At 51.8% G+C, this 16,506-nt stretch carries 15 protein-coding genes; 6 read left to right on the top strand and 9 right to left on the bottom strand.

Annotation, left to right across the window (positions count from 1 at the left end):
* The first annotated feature begins 9 nt into the window (after window positions 1–9).
* Both ACQE3Z_RS04800 and yciA read left to right on the top strand, forming a co-directional pair.
* Window positions 10–546 carry a septation protein A gene (locus ACQE3Z_RS04800; protein WP_426972423.1) on the top strand — a complete coding sequence of 179 codons (537 nt, stop codon included), beginning with the start codon at window positions 10–12 and terminating at the stop codon, window positions 544–546.
* A 60-nt stretch (window positions 547–606) separates the two neighbouring features.
* Entirely contained in the window at window positions 607–1,035 is a 429-nt protein-coding gene (gene yciA, locus ACQE3Z_RS04795) for an acyl-CoA thioester hydrolase YciA (RefSeq protein ID WP_426972421.1), read from the top strand.
* A 67-nt stretch (window positions 1,036–1,102) separates the two neighbouring features.
* Here yciA and tonB read toward each other — a convergent pair whose 3' ends face one another.
* Complete coding sequence (gene tonB / locus ACQE3Z_RS04790) at window positions 1,103–1,849, bottom strand: TonB system transport protein TonB (RefSeq protein WP_426972420.1); 747 nt, start codon at window positions 1,847–1,849, stop codon at window positions 1,103–1,105.
* 207 nt (window positions 1,850–2,056) lie between these two features.
* Here tonB and ACQE3Z_RS04785 point away from each other — a divergent pair, with 207 nt between their 5' ends.
* The gene (locus ACQE3Z_RS04785; RefSeq protein ID WP_426972418.1) at window positions 2,057–2,353 is read left to right on the top strand and encodes a YciI family protein; all 297 of its coding nucleotides are present in this window, start codon (window positions 2,057–2,059) and stop codon (window positions 2,351–2,353) included.
* 84 nt (window positions 2,354–2,437) lie between these two features.
* On the opposite strand, the gene ACQE3Z_RS04780 is transcribed toward ACQE3Z_RS04785, so the two are convergent.
* Window positions 2,438–2,611 carry a YciY family protein gene (locus tag ACQE3Z_RS04780; protein WP_250650067.1) on the bottom strand — a complete coding sequence of 58 codons (174 nt, stop codon included), beginning with the start codon at window positions 2,609–2,611 and terminating at the stop codon, window positions 2,438–2,440.
* A 155-nt stretch (window positions 2,612–2,766) separates the two neighbouring features.
* Here ACQE3Z_RS04780 and cls point away from each other — a divergent pair, with 155 nt between their 5' ends.
* Window positions 2,767–4,227, top strand: a complete 1,461-nt coding sequence (gene cls, locus ACQE3Z_RS04775; RefSeq protein ID WP_426972417.1) for a cardiolipin synthase — start codon at window positions 2,767–2,769, stop codon at window positions 4,225–4,227.
* A 46-nt stretch (window positions 4,228–4,273) separates the two neighbouring features.
* Window positions 4,274–4,597: an HI1450 family dsDNA-mimic protein gene (locus tag ACQE3Z_RS04770; protein WP_085071582.1), complete on the top strand. Its 324-nt coding sequence runs from the start codon at window positions 4,274–4,276 to the stop codon at window positions 4,595–4,597.
* 56 nt (window positions 4,598–4,653) lie between these two features.
* Here ACQE3Z_RS04770 and oppF read toward each other — a convergent pair whose 3' ends face one another.
* The 7 genes from oppF to ACQE3Z_RS04735 form a co-directional block, all read right to left on the bottom strand.
* Complete coding sequence (gene oppF / locus ACQE3Z_RS04765; RefSeq protein ID WP_426972416.1) at window positions 4,654–5,655, bottom strand: murein tripeptide/oligopeptide ABC transporter ATP binding protein OppF; 1,002 nt, start codon at window positions 5,653–5,655, stop codon at window positions 4,654–4,656.
* Window positions 5,652–6,665 (bottom strand): ABC transporter ATP-binding protein, encoded by a 1,014-nt coding sequence (locus ACQE3Z_RS04760; protein WP_250650070.1) that lies wholly within the window; start codon window positions 6,663–6,665, stop codon window positions 5,652–5,654. The genes oppF and ACQE3Z_RS04760 overlap by 4 nt, the downstream gene beginning before the upstream one ends.
* 11 nt (window positions 6,666–6,676) lie before the next feature.
* The gene (gene oppC / locus ACQE3Z_RS04755) at window positions 6,677–7,585 is read right to left on the bottom strand and encodes an oligopeptide ABC transporter permease OppC (protein WP_250650071.1); all 909 of its coding nucleotides are present in this window, start codon (window positions 7,583–7,585) and stop codon (window positions 6,677–6,679) included.
* Window positions 7,586–7,599: 14 nt separating this feature from the next.
* Complete coding sequence (oppB, locus tag ACQE3Z_RS04750) at window positions 7,600–8,520, bottom strand: oligopeptide ABC transporter permease OppB (RefSeq protein WP_085071578.1); 921 nt, start codon at window positions 8,518–8,520, stop codon at window positions 7,600–7,602.
* Between the two features lie 88 nt (window positions 8,521–8,608).
* On the bottom strand, window positions 8,609–10,249 hold the full coding sequence (gene oppA / locus ACQE3Z_RS04745) for an oligopeptide ABC transporter substrate-binding protein OppA (protein WP_426972415.1): 1,641 nt from the start codon (window positions 10,247–10,249) through the stop codon (window positions 8,609–8,611).
* Between the two features lie 167 nt (window positions 10,250–10,416).
* A complete protein-coding gene (locus ACQE3Z_RS04740; RefSeq protein WP_426972414.1) occupies window positions 10,417–12,042 on the bottom strand; it encodes an ABC transporter substrate-binding protein in 1,626 nt (541 codons plus the stop codon).
* A gap of 619 nt (window positions 12,043–12,661) precedes the next feature.
* A complete protein-coding gene (locus tag ACQE3Z_RS04735; protein ID WP_426972413.1) occupies window positions 12,662–13,309 on the bottom strand; it encodes a YchE family NAAT transporter in 648 nt (215 codons plus the stop codon).
* Window positions 13,310–13,779: 470 nt separating this feature from the next.
* On the opposite strand from ACQE3Z_RS04735, the gene adhE reads away from it, so the two are divergent.
* The gene (gene adhE, locus ACQE3Z_RS04730; protein ID WP_426972412.1) at window positions 13,780–16,467 is read left to right on the top strand and encodes a bifunctional acetaldehyde-CoA/alcohol dehydrogenase; all 2,688 of its coding nucleotides are present in this window, start codon (window positions 13,780–13,782) and stop codon (window positions 16,465–16,467) included.
* Window positions 16,468–16,506: the final 39 nt, after the last annotated feature.

Below are 16,506 nucleotides of genomic sequence, written 5' to 3'. Positions count from 1 at the left end.
GAATTCATTATGAAGCAACTACTCGATTTTCTTCCGCTGGTGGTCTTTTTCGTCTTTTATAAGCTGTACGATATTTATGTCGCCTCCGGCGCGCTGATAGCCGCAACCGGCCTGGCGCTGGTCGCCAGTTGGATCCTCTATCGTAAGCTGGAAAAGATGACCATCTTTACCTTTGTGCTGGTCGCGGTATTCGGCACGCTGACGCTGGTTTTCCATAACGATGAGTTTATCAAATGGAAGGTCACGGTTATTTATACGCTGTTCGCTCTGGCATTATTGTTCAGCCAGCTTTTCATGGAAAAACCGTTGATTCAGAGCATGCTGGGCAAAGAGCTACAGCTGCCGCAATATGCCTGGCGTAAACTGAATATTGCCTGGGCACTGTTCTTTCAGGCGTGTGGTCTGGCGAATATCTATGTTGCCTTTTGGATGCCGCAGGCATTTTGGGTTAATTTTAAAGTCTTCGGCCTCACGGGCCTGACGCTGCTGTTTACCTTGCTCAGCGGCGTTTATATTTACCGTCTGATGCCGCAGCAGGAAAAATAGTTCTGTTCTGCCCGGCCCCAAAGCGCCGGGCTTTTATTTTGCTAACCAAAGAATTGAGTAATGGATAATAATCGTAAGCCGCAAGGCGAAATGGTGTTACGTACGCTGGCGATGCCAGCGGATACCAACGCTAACGGCGATATTTTCGGCGGCTGGCTGATGTCGCAGATGGATATTGGCGGCGCTATTCTGGCCAAGGAGCTGGCCGAGGGACGCGTTGTGACGGTACGCGTTGATGGAATGACGTTCCTTAAGCCGGTGGCGGTAGGAGACGTTGTCAGCTGCTATGCCCGCTGTATTCGCACCGGCAGCAGTTCGATGACCATCAATGTGGAAGTCTGGATCAAGAAAGTCTCTTCGGAACCGCTGGGCCAGTTCTACTGTACTACCGAAGCGATTTTTATCTATGTCGCGGTAGATGAACAGGGAAAATCTCGTCCGCTACCAGCCGGGAAGAGTCATTATCTCGCACAGCAGAGTGCGGAATAAGCGCCGCGTCTGTAATTCATGAAAAGGTGCCGCGCAGGCGCGGCACCTTTTTCAGGCGATAGCCGCGCTATTCAATGCTGGTGCCGCCGTTAATGCGAAACACGATAGTCATCGTCAGGTTATTGCCTGGCTTGCCGCTCTCATAGCGCCACTTCCTCATAGCCTGCTTCACATCACGCTCAAACATATTACGCGGCTGCGCTGACAGAATACGGATGTTATCAACACGCCCGCTGCTGTCTACGTCATACTGCACGCGCACGCGCCCTTCAATACGCAGGGCAAAAGCGCGCGCGGGATAAACCGGCTTGCCGACGCTTAACGCTCGCGGCCCGTCAGAAACGGTGCGCGATGGCGCTGGCGAAGTTTTCGGCGCGCTGGAGGGTTTCGCCGCCGTGGTTTTGGCGCTATTTTCCTGGAAAGGCGATGCCTGCCGCGGCTGCGTCTGTGGTTTGATCTCTTTAGGCGGCTTCACCACCTCTTTTTTAACCGGTTTCGGTTTGGGCTTCGGTCTGGGTTTCGGCTCAGGTTTGGGGATCGGTACCGGCTCCGCCTTCGGCGGCTCAGGCGTCGGCTCCGGCTGGGGTTCCGGTTCTGGTTCCGGCATGGGCGCAGGCTCCGGTGTAGGCTGTGCCTGCGGCTGAACCTCCGGAGCCACCAGCGAGACGCTAATGGGCTGCGACATCTTAGGCGCTTCAACGCTCCGATTAAACGAAGCATACAACAAAGCGGCAATCACGCTGCCGTGCAGCGCCACTGAAAGCAACATGGATACTGATAAGCGGCGAGGTAAAGGAGTCGTCAGCGTTGTCATAACTATTCGCATGGTCAAGTGAGGTCGCAATTTTAAATGCAAATAGCAATCAGTTTCAACAACTCACCCACTACAGCAGCCAGAAAAAAGCATAAAACCCGCCTTCATTGCTACAGGTCAACAAGGCGTTATCTTTTCATTTGCACAAAACTTTACGATAAATTAACGTAGCTGCCAAACTGACCCGCCCCAACAGGAGTAATTATCGTGCTGTATGTTATTTATGCTGAAGACCATGCCGATTCGCTGGAAAAGCGCGGCGCCGTTCGCCCGGCCCACCTTGCTCGTCTACAGCTACTGCGGGACGAAGGTCGTTTAATTGTGGCCGGCCCGATGCCTGCCGTTGACAGTAACGAACCGGGAGCGGCGGGTTTTACCGGCTCAACGGTAATCGCTGAGTTCCCCTCGCTGGAAGCAGCGCAGTCCTGGGCTGAGGACGATCCCTATATCGCCGCTGGCGTCTATAAACAGGTCGCTGTGAAGCCGTTTAAGCGGGTATTTTGAGCGTAAACATCTTGCTGGCGGGTAAATAAGCGGGGCGAAAAGCCTCAGAGAAACATTAAGGGAGCCACAATGCTCCCTTTTTTCTTACCAGAAATAGTTGATAAACAGCACTGAACGGCGTTGCTGCTGCGCCAGCTGATGGCGAATGACATGGATACGTCGATAACGCCGCGACTGCCCTTCCAGCCAGCGCGCCTTTTTACGCTGGGCCTGACGCAACATACGCCAGCGAGCGACTTCATTCCTGCTTCGCTTCATAATATTTATCCGATTGCCAAACAACGCGGCGCATTATAGATCTTTTCCTCCGCTGGCAACATCCTTCTCTGTTGCTGATTAACGGCAAAGGGTTTCGCAGGTAGCTATCTCCACGTACACTCCCTGCATCAAAGCGCGAACCGGACTTCCACTTTATGACCACGTTCTACACTCTGATTAGTTGGCTCTTATTTTTCGGCTACTGGTTACTGATCGCTGGCGTGACGCTACGTATTCTGATGAAACGCCGGGCGGTAACGTCAGCGATGGCCTGGCTGTTGATTATCTATATTCTGCCGCTGGTGGGCATCATCGCTTATCTTTCCTTTGGCGAGCTCTATCTGGGCAAACGGCGTGCTGAGCGCGCACGCACCATGTGGCCCTCTACTGCCCGCTGGCTGCATGACTTAAAAAGCTGTCACTCTATTTTCGCCACAGAACACAGCGATGTGGCACGCTCGCTGTTTCAGCTGTGTGAAAATCGTCAGGGCATTGCCGGTGTGAAAGGCAACCAGCTGCAGCTGCTGACCAGTACTGACGATACAATGAAAGCCCTGATCCGTGATATTCAGCTGGCGCGCCATAATATCGAGATGGTGTTTTATATCTGGCATCCCGGTGGCCTGGCAGACGACGTTGCCGAGTCGCTGATGGCGGCGGCGCGACGCGGCGTGCACTGTCGCCTGATGCTGGATTCAGCCGGCAGCGTTACCTTTTTCCGCAGCCAGTGGCCCGCGATGATGCGCAATGCCGGGGTTGACGTTGTCGAGGCGCTGCACGTCAGCCTGCTGCGCGTTTTTCTGCGCCGTATGGATTTACGTCAGCACCGTAAAGTGGTGCTGATCGATAACTATATTGCCTATACCGGCAGCATGAATATGGTTGATCCGCGCTATTTCAAACAGGATGCGGGCGTAGGTCAGTGGATCGATTTAATGGCGCGTATGGTGGGCCCGGTAGCAACCACCATGGGCATTATTTACTCCTGTGACTGGGAGATTGAAACGGGCAAACGCATTTTGCCGCCGCCGCCGGATACTAACGTAATGCCCTTCGAACAGGAGAGTGGGCATACTATTCAGGTGATCGCCTCTGGTCCCGGTTTCCCGGAAGATATGATCCACCAGGCGCTGCTGACGGCGGTCTATTCGGCGCGCGAACAGCTGATTATGACCACGCCCTACTTTGTTCCCAGCGACGATTTATTACATGCTATCTGTACGGCGGCGCTGCGCGGCGTTGATGTCAGCATCATTGTGCCGCGTCATAATGACTCGCTGCTGGTTGGCTGGGCCAGTCGCGCTTTCTTTACTGAACTGCTGGAAGCCGGGGTAAAAATTTACCAGTTCGAAGGTGGCCTGCTGCATACCAAAAGCGTGCTGGTGGATGGGCAGCTTAGTCTGATTGGCACCGTTAACCTGGATATGCGCAGCCTGTGGCTAAATTTTGAAATTACGCTGGTGATTGACGACGACGGTTTTGGCAGCGATTTGGCGCACGTGCAGGATGATTATATTGCCCGCTCCCGTCTGGTGGATGCCAAACGCTGGGTGCGTCGTCCCTGGTGGCAGCGGATCGTTGAACGACTGTTTTACTTCTTTAGTCCGTTGCTGTAAAAGAGGCGGAAAATGCTATTACGCCTGCGGGCATACGGGATCAATCATGGACTTAAATAACCGTCTTACTGAAGATGAAACGCTGGAACAGGCTTACGATATTTTTCTTGAGCTGGCGGGCGATAACCTCGATCCGGCGGATATCATCCTGTTTAATTTGCAGTTTGAAGAGCGCGGCGGCGCGGAGCTGTTTGATCCCTCGGAAGACTGGCGCGAGCATGTCGATTACGATTTGAATCCCGACTTTTTCGCCGAAGTGGTGATTGGTCTTGGCGAAGCGGAAGGCGAACCGGTAACCGACGTTTTCGCCCGCGTTCTGCTGTGCCGTGAGAAAGATCATAAGCTGTGCCATATTTTGTGGCGGGAATAACGCGCGCCCCATGACGAAAAAAGGCTGCCTCCGGCAGCCTTTTTGGTATCAGCACGCTAGAGCGGATCCACCTTCAGGCAGGAAACCGCATGGCGGAAACTTCCCTCCAGCAGCGGGCGCGTTTTCGCGCATTCGGGTCCGGCAATCGGGCAACGGGTACGAAACACGCAGCCCGATGGCGGATTAATCGGCGATGGCAGCTCACCCTCCAGCAGCTGAATAGTTTTATTTCTCTCCCGATCGGGATCGGGGATCGGTACGGCAGACATCAGCGCCCGGGTATAAGGATGCTGCGGATTGTTATAAACCTCGCTGTAGGTTCCCAGCTCTACCGCATGTCCCAGATACATCACCAGCACGCGATCGGAAATGTGCTTCACTACCGCCAGGTCATGAGCAATAAAAATCAGTGAAAGCCCCATTTCACGCTGTAACTGCTGCAGCAGATTCACTACCTGCGCCTGAATTGAAACATCCAGCGCCGATACCGGCTCATCGCAAATGATCAGCTTTGGCTCCAGAATCAGCGCGCGGGCAATACCGATACGCTGACACTGACCGCCGGAAAACTCATGCGGATAACGGTTAATCAGGTTCGGTAGCAGCCCAACTTTCATCATCATCGCCTTAACGCAATCTTTTATTTCCTGACGCGGCATATTGGGATGATAGGTTCGCAGCGGCTCGGCAATAATATCGCCGATATTCATGCGCGGGTTCAGCGAGGCCAGCGGATCCTGAAAAATCATCTGAATATCGCTGCGCGCCTTGCGCCACTCCTCGTCGCTTTGGCCAAGCAGGTCGCGACCCAGCCAGGCAACGCGGCCATCGGTGGCCTTGACCAGACCGATAATGGCGCGCGCCAGCGTTGATTTGCCGCAGCCCGATTCGCCAACCACGCCCAGCGTCTCTCCCTCATACAGACGCAGGCTGACGCCATCTACCGCCTTCAATGTTTTTGACGGCTGCCAGAACCACTGTTTGCCGTCTTTAATATCGAAATGCACCTTGAGATCGGCGATTTCGAGCAGTACTTTTTTCTCAGCTACGGCGTTCATACCAATTCCTCCACCGGCTTAAAGCAGGCACGCAAACGCCCTTCGCCAAAGGCCTCCAGCGGCGGCGCGGCGGCGCAAATTTCCATCGCATAAGGGCAACGGGGCTGAAACGGACATCCTTTTGGCAGACGCAGCAGATTCGGCGGGTTGCCCGGTATGGTCAGCAGCGATTCCCCTTCCGTATCCAGACGCGGCACCGCGTTCAACAGCCCCAGCGCGTAAGGATGCGCCGGATGATAAAAGACGTCGCGCGCGTTGCCGTACTCCATGGTGCGTCCGGCATACATCACCAGGACCTTATTACAGATACCCGCCACGACTCCCAGGTCATGAGTAATCATGATAATGGCGGTATTAAACTCGCGTTTCAGCTCATTCAACAGCGTCATGATTTGCGCCTGCACCGTTACGTCAAGCGCGGTGGTCGGCTCATCGGCAATCAGCAGTTTGGGCCGGCAAAGCAGCGCCATTGCAATCATTACGCGCTGGCGCATGCCGCCAGAAAACTCATGCGGGTACATTTTCATGCGCTTGCGCGCTTCCGGCATTTTTACCGCATCCAGCATCCGTACCGACTCTTCAAACGCCTGCGCTTTGCTCATTCCTTTATGCAGTTGTAATACTTCCATCAACTGATCGCCGACGCGCAGATAAGGATTCAGCGAAGTCATCGGATCCTGGAAAATCATCGCCACCTGCTCTGCCCGCAGCGCGTTAAGCTGCTTCTCCGGCAGGTTAAGGATTTCACGACCGTTAAATCGCGCGGAGCCTTCGATGCGTCCGTTACTGGCCAGCAGGCCCATCAGGGCAAAAGCGGTTTGTGATTTACCAGAGCCGGATTCGCCGACAATCCCTAACGTTTCACCGGCCCGCAGGCTGAAGTTAAGGTCATTAACCGCGGTGACATCGCCGTCTGGCGTAGAAAAGGTGACGCGTAAATCCTTTACGTCGAGCAGTAAGTCGCTTCCCGCGCTTTTCGCCATTGCAGGCTGAACTTCAATCGTACTCATCGGGAAACTCCTTAACGATCTTTCGGGTCGAGGGCATCACGCAGGCCATCACCGATAAAGTTAAAACAAAACAGCGTGATAACCAGAAAACCTGCCGGATAAAGCAACAGCCAGGGCGACACTTCCATTGAGTTGGCACCGTCGCTCAGCAAGGCACCCCAGCTACTGAGCGGCTCCTGCGTTCCCAGGCCCAGAAAGCTAAGGAATGACTCAAACAGGATCATGCCCGGCACCAGTAAAGAGGCGTAGACCACGACCACGCCCAGCACGTTCGGCACGATATGGCGCAGTACAATCTTGATTGTCGAGACGCCGCCGACCTGGGCTGCTTCAATATATTCCTTTCGCTTCAGGCTTAACGTCTGGCCGCGCACAATACGCGCCATATCCAGCCAGGAGACCATGCCGATGGCGACAAAGATCAGCAGAATGTTCTGCCCGAAAAAGGTCACCAGCAGGATCACAAAGAACATAAAGGGAAAAGAGTTAAGGATTTCCAACAAACGCATCATAACGGAATCCGTTTTCCCGCCCAGATAGCCTGCCAGCGTGCCGTACAGGGTGCCAACCACTACCGCTACCAGCGCGGCTGCAATGCCAACCATCAGTGAGATACGCCCGCCGATCGCCACGCGCACTAACAGATCGCGCCCGGAGGAGTCGGTGCCAAAATAGTGGCCTGATTCCATATCCGGCGCGGCAGACATCATCGCCCAGTCGGTATCATCATAGGTAAAGGGCGAGACCCAGGGAGCAATAATCACAAAAAGCGCGATCAGCAGTAAAATAAACAGGCTGGCCAACGCCGCACGGTTATGTATAAAACGACGACGCGCGTCCTGCCACAAACTGCGCCCTTCCACTTCCAGCTTTTCACTGAACGTATCAAGAGCGTCGCTATTTTTCTTACTTAAAATCATGGCGAGCCCCGGTATTAATAACGAATTTTCGGATCGATGACGGCATACAGCACGTCAACGATAGCGTTAAACACAATGGTCAGCGTGCCGACTAAAATCGTCAGGCTCAGTACCAGTGAATAGTCACGGTTCAGCGCGCCATTAACAAACAGCTGCCCAATTCCCGGTAGCCCGTAAATCGTTTCAATAACCATCGAACCGGTAATAATCCCAACAAAAGCGGGGCCAAGATAAGAAAGCACCGGCAACAGCGCAGGCTTTAAAGCGTGACGTAACACAATACGCCGCGTCGGTAATCCTTTGGCGCGCGCGGTACGAATAAAGTTAGAGTGCATGACCTCAATCATCGAGCCACGGGTAATACGCGCAATGCTGGCGATATAGGCCAGTGACAGCGCCACCATCGGCAGGATCATAAATTTCAGCGCCCCGCCGTTCCAGCCACCGCCGGGCAACCATTTCAGAGTAATAGAAAAGATTAATACCAGCAGCGGCGCGACAACAAAACTGGGAATAACTATGCCGGTCATCGCCACCCCCATGACGACATAATCCCATTTACTGTTTTGATTTAACGCAGCGATAACGCCTGCCGTTACCCCCAGCAGCACGGCAAAAATAAAGGCCGCCGCGCCGAGCTTCGCGGAAACCGGGAACGAGCCGGCCACTAAATCGTTAACGGTATAATCCTTATATTTAAACGAAGGACCGAAATCGCCGTGCGCCAGTTGGTTAAGATAATCGACGTACTGCTTCCACATCGGATCGTTTAAATGATATTTCGCTTCGATATTCGCCATCACTTCCGGCGTTAAGGCACGTTCGCCGGTAAATGGACTACCGGGCGCCAGGCGCATCATAAAGAAAGAGATCGTAACCAGAATAAATAGCGTCGGAATTGCTTCAAGGCAGCGACGCAGGATGAACTTTAACATTGCCCGTACCTGATAAATCTGGCTTCAGCCGGATAGCCGAAACCATATTGCCCGAAATGGGCGGCCTTCGACCGCCCGGAAGCCTGCATTAATGTTTGATGATATAGAGATCTTTATCGTGCGAATTATCCAGCGGATCTTTGCCGGTATAGCCGCCGACATAAGGTTTCACCAGACGCAGGTTTTTGTAGTAGTAGATCGGCACAATAACGGAATCTTTATCCAGCACCTTCTCCGCTTCGGCGTAAATCTGGCTCCGCGTTGCCTCATCTTTTGCGCTCAACGCCTGCGCCAGCAGTTTATCGAACTCAGCGCTTTTATAGTGCGAGGTATTATTGCTGCTGTCTGAAAGCATGGTATTCAGGAAGCTGGTGGGTTCATTGTAATCGGCACACCAGGCGGCGCGCGCGACATCAAAGTTGCCCTGATGACGCGTATCAAGGAAGGTCTTCCATTCCTGGTTCTGTAGCTTGACCTCCACACCCAGATTTTTCTTCCAGATCGAGGCGGCGGCAATGGCCAGCTTTTTATGCAGATCGGAAGTGTTATACAGCAGGCTGAACGACAGCGGCTTATCGGCGGTATAGCCCGCTTCGGCCAGCAGCTTTTTCGCTTCTTCATTGCGTTTCTGCTGGGTCCAGCTCATCCATTCCGGTTTGGTCAGAGTGATGCCGTCAGTAAATGGCGGCGTATAGCTCCAGGCGGGGTCTTCGCCCTGCGCTTTTACCTTATTCACAATGATGTCGCGATCGATACCCAGCTTCAGCGCGGTACGTACGCGTGGATCGTTAAACGGCGGTTTCTGGTTATTAATTTCGTAATAATAGGTGCAGAGATACGGGTCGGCATGGATCTCCTGCGGGATCTCTTTTTTCAGCTTCTGATACAGCTCAATCGGCAGATAGTTATAGGTCATATCGCTGCCGCCGCTGCGATAGCGGTTTGTATCGGTCACTTCTGAAGAAATGGGCAGAAAGGTGACTTTATTCAGTACGGTATGGGCGTTATCCCAGTATTGCGGGTTACGCTCTACAACCAGGCGTTCGTTAATCACCCACTCTTTAACCTTAAACGCGCCGTTACCAACAAAGTTTTCCGGCTGCGTCCATTTATCGCCAAATTTTTCGATAACGGGTTTATACACCGGCGACATAGAGTGGTGAATAATCAGCTTATAAAAATAAGGCACCGCTTCGCTCAGCGTAACCTCCAGCGTATGGTCATCAACGGCTTTAATACCGAGGGTATCCGGCGCTTTTTTGCCAGCAATAATATCATCCACATTCAGCAGATGGCCGTACTGCAGATAACTGGCGTAGGGCGATGCCGTTTTCGGATCGGCCAGGCGACGCCAGCTATAGACAAAATCATTGGCGGTTAGCGGCTCGCCATTGGACCATTTCACATTTTTACGCAGATGGAAGATCCAGACCTTACCGCCCTCCTTGCTTTCCCAGCTTTCCGCCACGCCAGGCTGAATTTTTCCCTCGGCGTCGTTAATCGCCAACCCTTCATACAGATCGCGGCTCACATAGGCTTCCGGCACGCCTTCGACTTTGTGGGGATCGAGCGACTGCAGCTCGGCGCCGTTGCCTCTGATCAGCTCCTGTTTTTCCGCCAGCTGCACCCCTGCCGGCACATTGGCTGCCAGCGCGCTGTTCACGTTTAATGCGCCCAGCGCTGCCATAACGCCCAGTGCCGCCAGGCTTTTATTTGTGATGTTGGTCATGTTTACTCCAGTTTTTTTATAATTACCGCGGTATTTACCTACGGCTTTCCCCCGCTGTACGGGTTACCTGTCACGCGCTCCGGAACCTGAAGCCGGACAGGGTTTGCTTCCTGTTTTCTTACGGCTGCCATCATCTACCGCCCGTTATCGATTACCCGGGCAGCGAATTAATGTTTGGTAATGTAGTAATTCTTAATATTCTGTCGGTCCTGCGCATCTTTGCCGGTAAAGCCGCCTACCCAGGGCTTCACCAGCCGCACGCTGACCCGGTAATAGACCGGCACCAGCGCTGAATCTTTATCCAGCTGCGCTTCCACCTGTTGATATAACACGGCGCGCTGCGCATCGTCGGCCACCAGCGATTTCGCCATTAATGCATCAAACGCCGGGCTACGATAAAAACCGGTATTGGTTGAGGAGTCGCTCAGCAGCATATTCAGGAAAGAGGAAGGTTCGTTATAGTCGGAACACCAGGTTGCGCGCGCTACATCATAATTTCCCTCATGACGGGTATTCAGCATGGTTTTCCATTCCTGATTTTGCAGCGTGACGTTAGCACCAAGATTTTTTTTCCACATTGAGGCGGCGGCAATTGCCTGCTTTTTATTTTGATCGGAGGTGTTATAGAGCAGCGTAAAGGTCAGCGGCTTTTGCACGCCGTAGCCCGCCGCGGCCAGCAACTGTTTTGCTGTGGCGTTGCGTTCTGCCTGCGTCTGAGTAAACCAGGCCGGCGCGGTAAATTTAGCCCCGTTAATATAGGGCGGCGTAAAGCCAAAGGCGGGAATTTGCCCTTGCCCCATGATTTTTTCAGCGATGATTTGGCGATCCAGGGTTAATTTTACCGCCGCACGCACCCGCGCATCATTAAACGGCGGACGCTGGTTATTCAATTCATAATAAAAGGTGCAGAGATAAGGGCTGACATGCACCTGAGCGCCCAGTTCTTTCTTGAGCATAGGGAAGAGTTCGGGAGGGATCGCGCTGTTGGTAATATCGATACCGCCGCTACGATAGCGGTTGACGTCGCTGGTTTCCGAGCTGATCGGCAAGAAGGTCGCTGTTTCAATAATCGTATGCGCATTATCCCAATAATGTGGGTTGCGCTTCAGCGTAATTTTCTCATTAACCACCCAGCTGTTCAGCGTATAGGCGCCGTTGCCGACATAATGCTCCGGGCGCGTCCATTTGTCCCCCCACTGCTCGAGGGTCTGGCGATGAACCGGCTTTAGCGGGGTATGTTCCAGCATCGCCGTAAAGTAAGGCACCGGCTGACTTAGCGTAACCTGCAGGTGATGATCATCCAGCGCTTTTACGCCCAGCGCCGAGGGAGGTTGCCTGCCTGCGATAATTTCATCGACGTTCAGAATATGTGCGTACTGCAAAAAACTGGCGTAGGGAGAAGCCGTTTTTGGATCCGCCAGCCGTTGCCAGCTATAGACAAAATCGGCGGCCGTTACCGGATCGCCATTGCTCCAGCGGGCATCCGGCCTCAGGGTGAAGGTCCAGACATTATTTTGCTGCTGCCATTGCTGCGCAACACCCGGTACCAGACGACCGGCGTTATCAGTTGCAAGCAATCCTTCCAGCAAATTAGTTATGACATCGCTTTCCGGGACCCCTTCGGTTTTATGTGGGTCCAGCGAGGCGACTTCGATACCGTTATTAATAACAATGGTTTGATCCTGAGCTAACTCTACAGTAGGCGGCACGCTGGCTGCCCGCGCATTAACAGACAAAGTCAGGAGAACAATGAGTGCCGCTTTGCCAAAATAATCAGGATTTGCTGGATTCATAAAACCTTTTGCTCTTAGAAGTCACCTACAGGCTGTAAAGCAAAATCCGTTCTCACTTTGCCCGGATCAAAAAAACTTTAATCGGAAGTTAACAGATGAATTTTTTTGTGCCAAAAACAAATAGTAAAAATGTTATCTATTTCTCTTTTATCATGATCGCTCTAAACACGGAAGTGTTATTTTTACTGATGAATTATGATTTATTCGATTGATATTAAAAGAAAAAACAGCCAGAAGTCTGCTTCAGAGGGCCGCTCAATATGGCAATCGCCTGAAAAAGCGGCAAAAAATCATAACAAATGCTTCACATGGAATGATCATCTATCGATAATGCAAAAGGGCTGATAAAAATCTGACATATGAAAAATATTACGCAGTAACTGATGTGAAAATAATCACATTTCTGGACAGGTAAACCAAAGTCACAGAAAAATCAGCAATTAAACTAATAATTAGCATCCGCTATTAAGGAATATGAATAGAGGCACCAAAATAGTGCAGAAAAGTGCGCAATTGCACTTTTTTAGGGCAAAAAATGATTTAAAGGGAAAATTAAGTTGCCTGGCGCGGAAGAATAAAGCTCATAACCAATGTAACGCATACATCGGTTATGAAAAGGTTAATTAAGCAGGCCAGGGAAGCTTGCTCTGAGGCCAGTAACAATAAATTCTATGCCCAACGCCATAAGTAATAACCCCATGATACGGGTAATAACGTTGATGCCGGTTTGCCCCAGCACACGCACCATAACCGGCGCGGCGCGAAACAAAAGCCAACAGCAAAAGGCAAATAGCGCAATGGCGATGCTAAAGGCCAGCAGGTTTATCCAGCTGTGATAACGCGTGCTCCAGACAATAGTTGAACTAATGGCACCCGGGCCCGCCATTAATGGCAATGCCAGCGGCACAACGCCAATGCTTTCGCGTACTGCCGTTTCTGATTTCTCCTGTTTATTCTGCTTATCTTCGCCCAGCTTACCGCTAATCATCGACATGGCAATGGTCACCACCAGGATGCCGCCTGCGATACGGAAAGAGTCGATAGAGATACCAAAAATATGCAGAATGGCATCACCCAGAAACAGCGATGTCCAGAGAATAATCGCCACAGCAAGGTTCGCCGTCAGGTTGGTTCTGTTTCTTTCAGCCACCGGCTGGTAGCTGGTCATGCTAATAAAAACAGGAATAATCCCGATGGGATTCACCAGCGCAAACAGGCCAACAAAAAATTTAATATAGCCGGACAGATCCAGTGCAAGGGTATTCACAAACTACTCCGCAAATGCGCCAATAATAACCGCCTTAATTTAAAGTAAATATCATCCGCTTGCCAGCGGACAACCCCAGTCTAAAAAGCTGTAATTACCTTTCAGCGCAGGTAAAAAACCCATTGTTAAAAGGTTGTTTAGCTAATGATGCGAAAAACAATTGCTTTTACAGCAGATTAGTCAAAACCTGATGCTGGTCAAAAAATAATCATGCTGAAAGGTGTCAGCTTCAAGGAATATTGATCTAAATCAACAAGCATCTACCCCGATCCAGGTAAGCTGGCCTCATCAAAAGGAATTGATAATGAGGCGCGCTGTCATTTACCAACGCCTTCGCCATAGAAACTCTTTCAGTAAACAGTACGGAGTAAGTAAAGCGCAAAATGGGTTATTTGCCTGCTCCAAAGTGTAATGCCGCATTTAGCCAGGCCTGTTTACTAAAAGAGTTTAACTTCCATCAGGAGAGCATTATGGCCGTTACCAATGTCGCTGAACTTAACGCACTTGTTGAACGTGTAAAACAAGCGCAGCGCGAATACGCCAATTTCACTCAAGAGCAGGTTGATAAAATTTTCCGCGCCGCCGCGCTGGCTGCTGCCGACGCGCGTATTCCGCTGGCAAAAATGGCGGTAGCGGAATCTGGAATGGGTATTGTGGAAGATAAAGTGATTAAAAACCACTTCGCTTCAGAATATATTTACAATGCCTATAAAGATGAAAAAACCTGCGGCATTCTGGAAACTGACGAGACTTTCGGCACCATCACCATTGCTGAACCCACCGGCCTGATTTGCGGTATCGTCCCTACTACTAACCCAACCTCCACCGCTATCTTTAAGGCGCTGATCAGCCTTAAAACCCGTAACGGTATTATCTTCTCTCCACATCCGCGAGCGAAAGACGCTACCAATAAAGCAGCGGATATCGTGCTGCAGGCTGCCATCGCCGCTGGTGCGCCGAAAGATATTATCGGCTGGATTGACCAGCCTTCCGTCGAGCTTTCTAACCAGCTGATGCATCATCCGGATATTAACCTGATTCTGGCAACCGGTGGCCCGGGCATGGTGAAAGCAGCTTACAGCTCGGGTAAACCCGCTATCGGCGTCGGCGCGGGGAATACCCCGGTCGTTATTGACGAAACCGCAGATATCAAGCGTGCCGTGGCCTCTATTCTGATGTCCAAGACCTTCGACAACGGCGTCATTTGCGCTTCAGAGCAGTCCGTTATCGTGGTAGACGCCGTTTATGATGCGGTACGTGAACGTTTCGCCAGCCATGGCGGCTACCTGTTACAGGGCGCAGAGCTGAAAGCCGTGCAGGATATCATCCTGAAAAACGGCGGGCTGAATGCAGCCATCGTGGGTCAGCCAGCAGTGAAAATTGCCGAAATGGCAGGCATCCATGTACCGGCAAGCACCAAAATCCTGATTGGCGAAGTGCAGCTGGTGGACGAATCTGAACCTTTCGCCCATGAAAAACTTTCGCCTACGCTGGCAATGTACCGCGCAGAAAACTTTGAGCAGGCTGTGGCTAAAGCAGAGAAACTGGTGGCGATGGGCGGTATCGGGCATACCTCTTGTCTGTATACCGACCAGGACAACCAGCATGAACGCGTAAATTATTTTGGCGACAAAATGAAAACCGCGCGCATCCTGATCAATACGCCAGCTTCGCAGGGCGGTATCGGCGACCTGTATAACTTTAAACTGGCACCTTCTCTGACGCTGGGCTGTGGTTCATGGGGCGGCAACTCAATTTCTGAAAACGTCGGTCCTAAACATCTTATCAATAAGAAAACCGTGGCCAAGCGAGCTGAGAATATGTTGTGGCACAAACTTCCAAAATCTATCTATTTCCGTCGTGGCTCTCTGCCTATCGCCCTGGAAGAGGTGGCTTCTGACGGAGCAAAACGCGCCTTTATCGTGACCGACCGCTTCCTGTTTAATAACGGTTATGCCGATCAGATTACCTCTGTACTGAAATCTCACGGCGTCGAAACCGAAATTTTCTTTGAAGTGGAAGCCGATCCGACGCTGAGCATCGTGCGCAAAGGCGCAGAACAGATGAACTCCTTTAAACCGGATGTGATCATTGCGCTTGGCGGCGGCTCTCCGATGGACGCAGCCAAAATCATGTGGGTCATGTACGAGCATCCTGAAACCCATTTCGAAGAGCTGGCTCTGCGCTTTATGGATATCCGTAAACGTATCTATAAGTTCCCGAAAATGGGCGTGAAGGCGAAAATGATTGCGGTGACCACCACTTCAGGCACCGGTTCAGAAGTTACGCCGTTTGCGGTGGTGACCGATGATGCTACCGGCCAGAAATATCCGCTGGCTGATTATGCGCTAACGCCGGATATGGCTATCGTAGATGCCAACCTCGTGATGAATATGCCGAAATCGCTGGCCGCTTTTGGTGGTCTTGATGCGGTAACCCACGCGCTGGAAGCCTATGTTTCCGTGTTGGCCAATGAGTACTCTGATGGTCAGGCGCTGCAGGCCCTTAAACTGCTGAAAGACAATCTGGCAGACAGCTATCGCGATGGTGCGAAAAATCCAGTGGCGCGTGAACGCGTTCATAACGCCGCAACCATTGCCGGTATCGCTTTTGCAAATGCTTTCCTTGGGGTGTGTCACTCAATGGCGCATAAACTGGGATCTGAATTCCATATCCCGCACGGCCTGGCTAATGCCCTGCTAATCTCGAATGTTATTCGCTACAACGCTAATGACAATCCGACCAAACAGACAGCGTTCAGCCAGTACGATCGTCCGCAGGCACGCCGCCGTTATGCCGAAATCGCCGACCACCTTGGTCTGAGCGCTGCCGGTGACCGCACGGCGCAGAAAATCGAGAAACTGCTGGCGTGGCTGGAAGATATGAAAGCCCAGTTGGGTATTCCGAAATCGATTCGTGAGGCAGGCGTACAGGAAGCTGATTTCCTGGCGAAAGTCGATAAGCTGGCTGATGACGCGTTTGATGACCAGTGTACCGGCGCTAACCCGCGTTACCCGCTGATTGCTGAGCTGAAACAGATCATGCTTGATACCTTCTACGGTCGCGAATATGCAGAACCCTTTGAATCTGTCTCTGAAGCGATCATTGCTCAGCCGGTCAAAGAAGCTAAAGTAGAGAAGAAAGCTAAAAAAGTTTGATTCTCAGACCATAAAAAACCCGCTTCGGCGGGTTTTTTT

The organism is Pantoea sp. FN0307 (genome assembly GCF_050113815.1).
Lineage (GTDB): Bacteria > Pseudomonadota > Gammaproteobacteria > Enterobacterales > Enterobacteriaceae > Mixta > Mixta alhagi.
Note: the sequence above shows the minus strand (reverse complement) of the source record. Positions and strands in the feature narration are given on the sequence as shown.

Coding starts and splice junctions, on each gene's coding strand:
- ACQE3Z_RS04800 (WP_426972423.1), top strand. CDS start 10: ATGAAGCAACTACTCGATTTTCTTCCGCTGGTGGTCTTTTTCGTCTTT.
- yciA (WP_426972421.1), top strand. CDS start 607: ATGGATAATAATCGTAAGCCGCAAGGCGAAATGGTGTTACGTACGCTG.
- tonB (WP_426972420.1), bottom strand. CDS start 1,849: ATGACAACGCTGACGACTCCTTTACCTCGCCGCTTATCAGTATCCATG.
- ACQE3Z_RS04780 (WP_250650067.1), bottom strand. CDS start 2,611: ATGAAGCGAAGCAGGAATGAAGTCGCTCGCTGGCGTATGTTGCGTCAG.
- cls (WP_426972417.1), top strand. CDS start 2,767: ATGACCACGTTCTACACTCTGATTAGTTGGCTCTTATTTTTCGGCTAC.
- ACQE3Z_RS04770 (WP_085071582.1), top strand. CDS start 4,274: ATGGACTTAAATAACCGTCTTACTGAAGATGAAACGCTGGAACAGGCT.
- oppF (WP_426972416.1), bottom strand. CDS start 5,655: ATGAACGCCGTAGCTGAGAAAAAAGTACTGCTCGAAATCGCCGATCTC.
- ACQE3Z_RS04760 (WP_250650070.1), bottom strand. CDS start 6,665: ATGAGTACGATTGAAGTTCAGCCTGCAATGGCGAAAAGCGCGGGAAGC.
- oppC (WP_250650071.1), bottom strand. CDS start 7,585: ATGATTTTAAGTAAGAAAAATAGCGACGCTCTTGATACGTTCAGTGAA.
- oppB (WP_085071578.1), bottom strand. CDS start 8,520: ATGTTAAAGTTCATCCTGCGTCGCTGCCTTGAAGCAATTCCGACGCTA.
- oppA (WP_426972415.1), bottom strand. CDS start 10,249: ATGACCAACATCACAAATAAAAGCCTGGCGGCACTGGGCGTTATGGCA.
- ACQE3Z_RS04740 (WP_426972414.1), bottom strand. CDS start 12,042: ATGAATCCAGCAAATCCTGATTATTTTGGCAAAGCGGCACTCATTGTT.
- adhE (WP_426972412.1), top strand. CDS start 13,780: ATGGCCGTTACCAATGTCGCTGAACTTAACGCACTTGTTGAACGTGTA.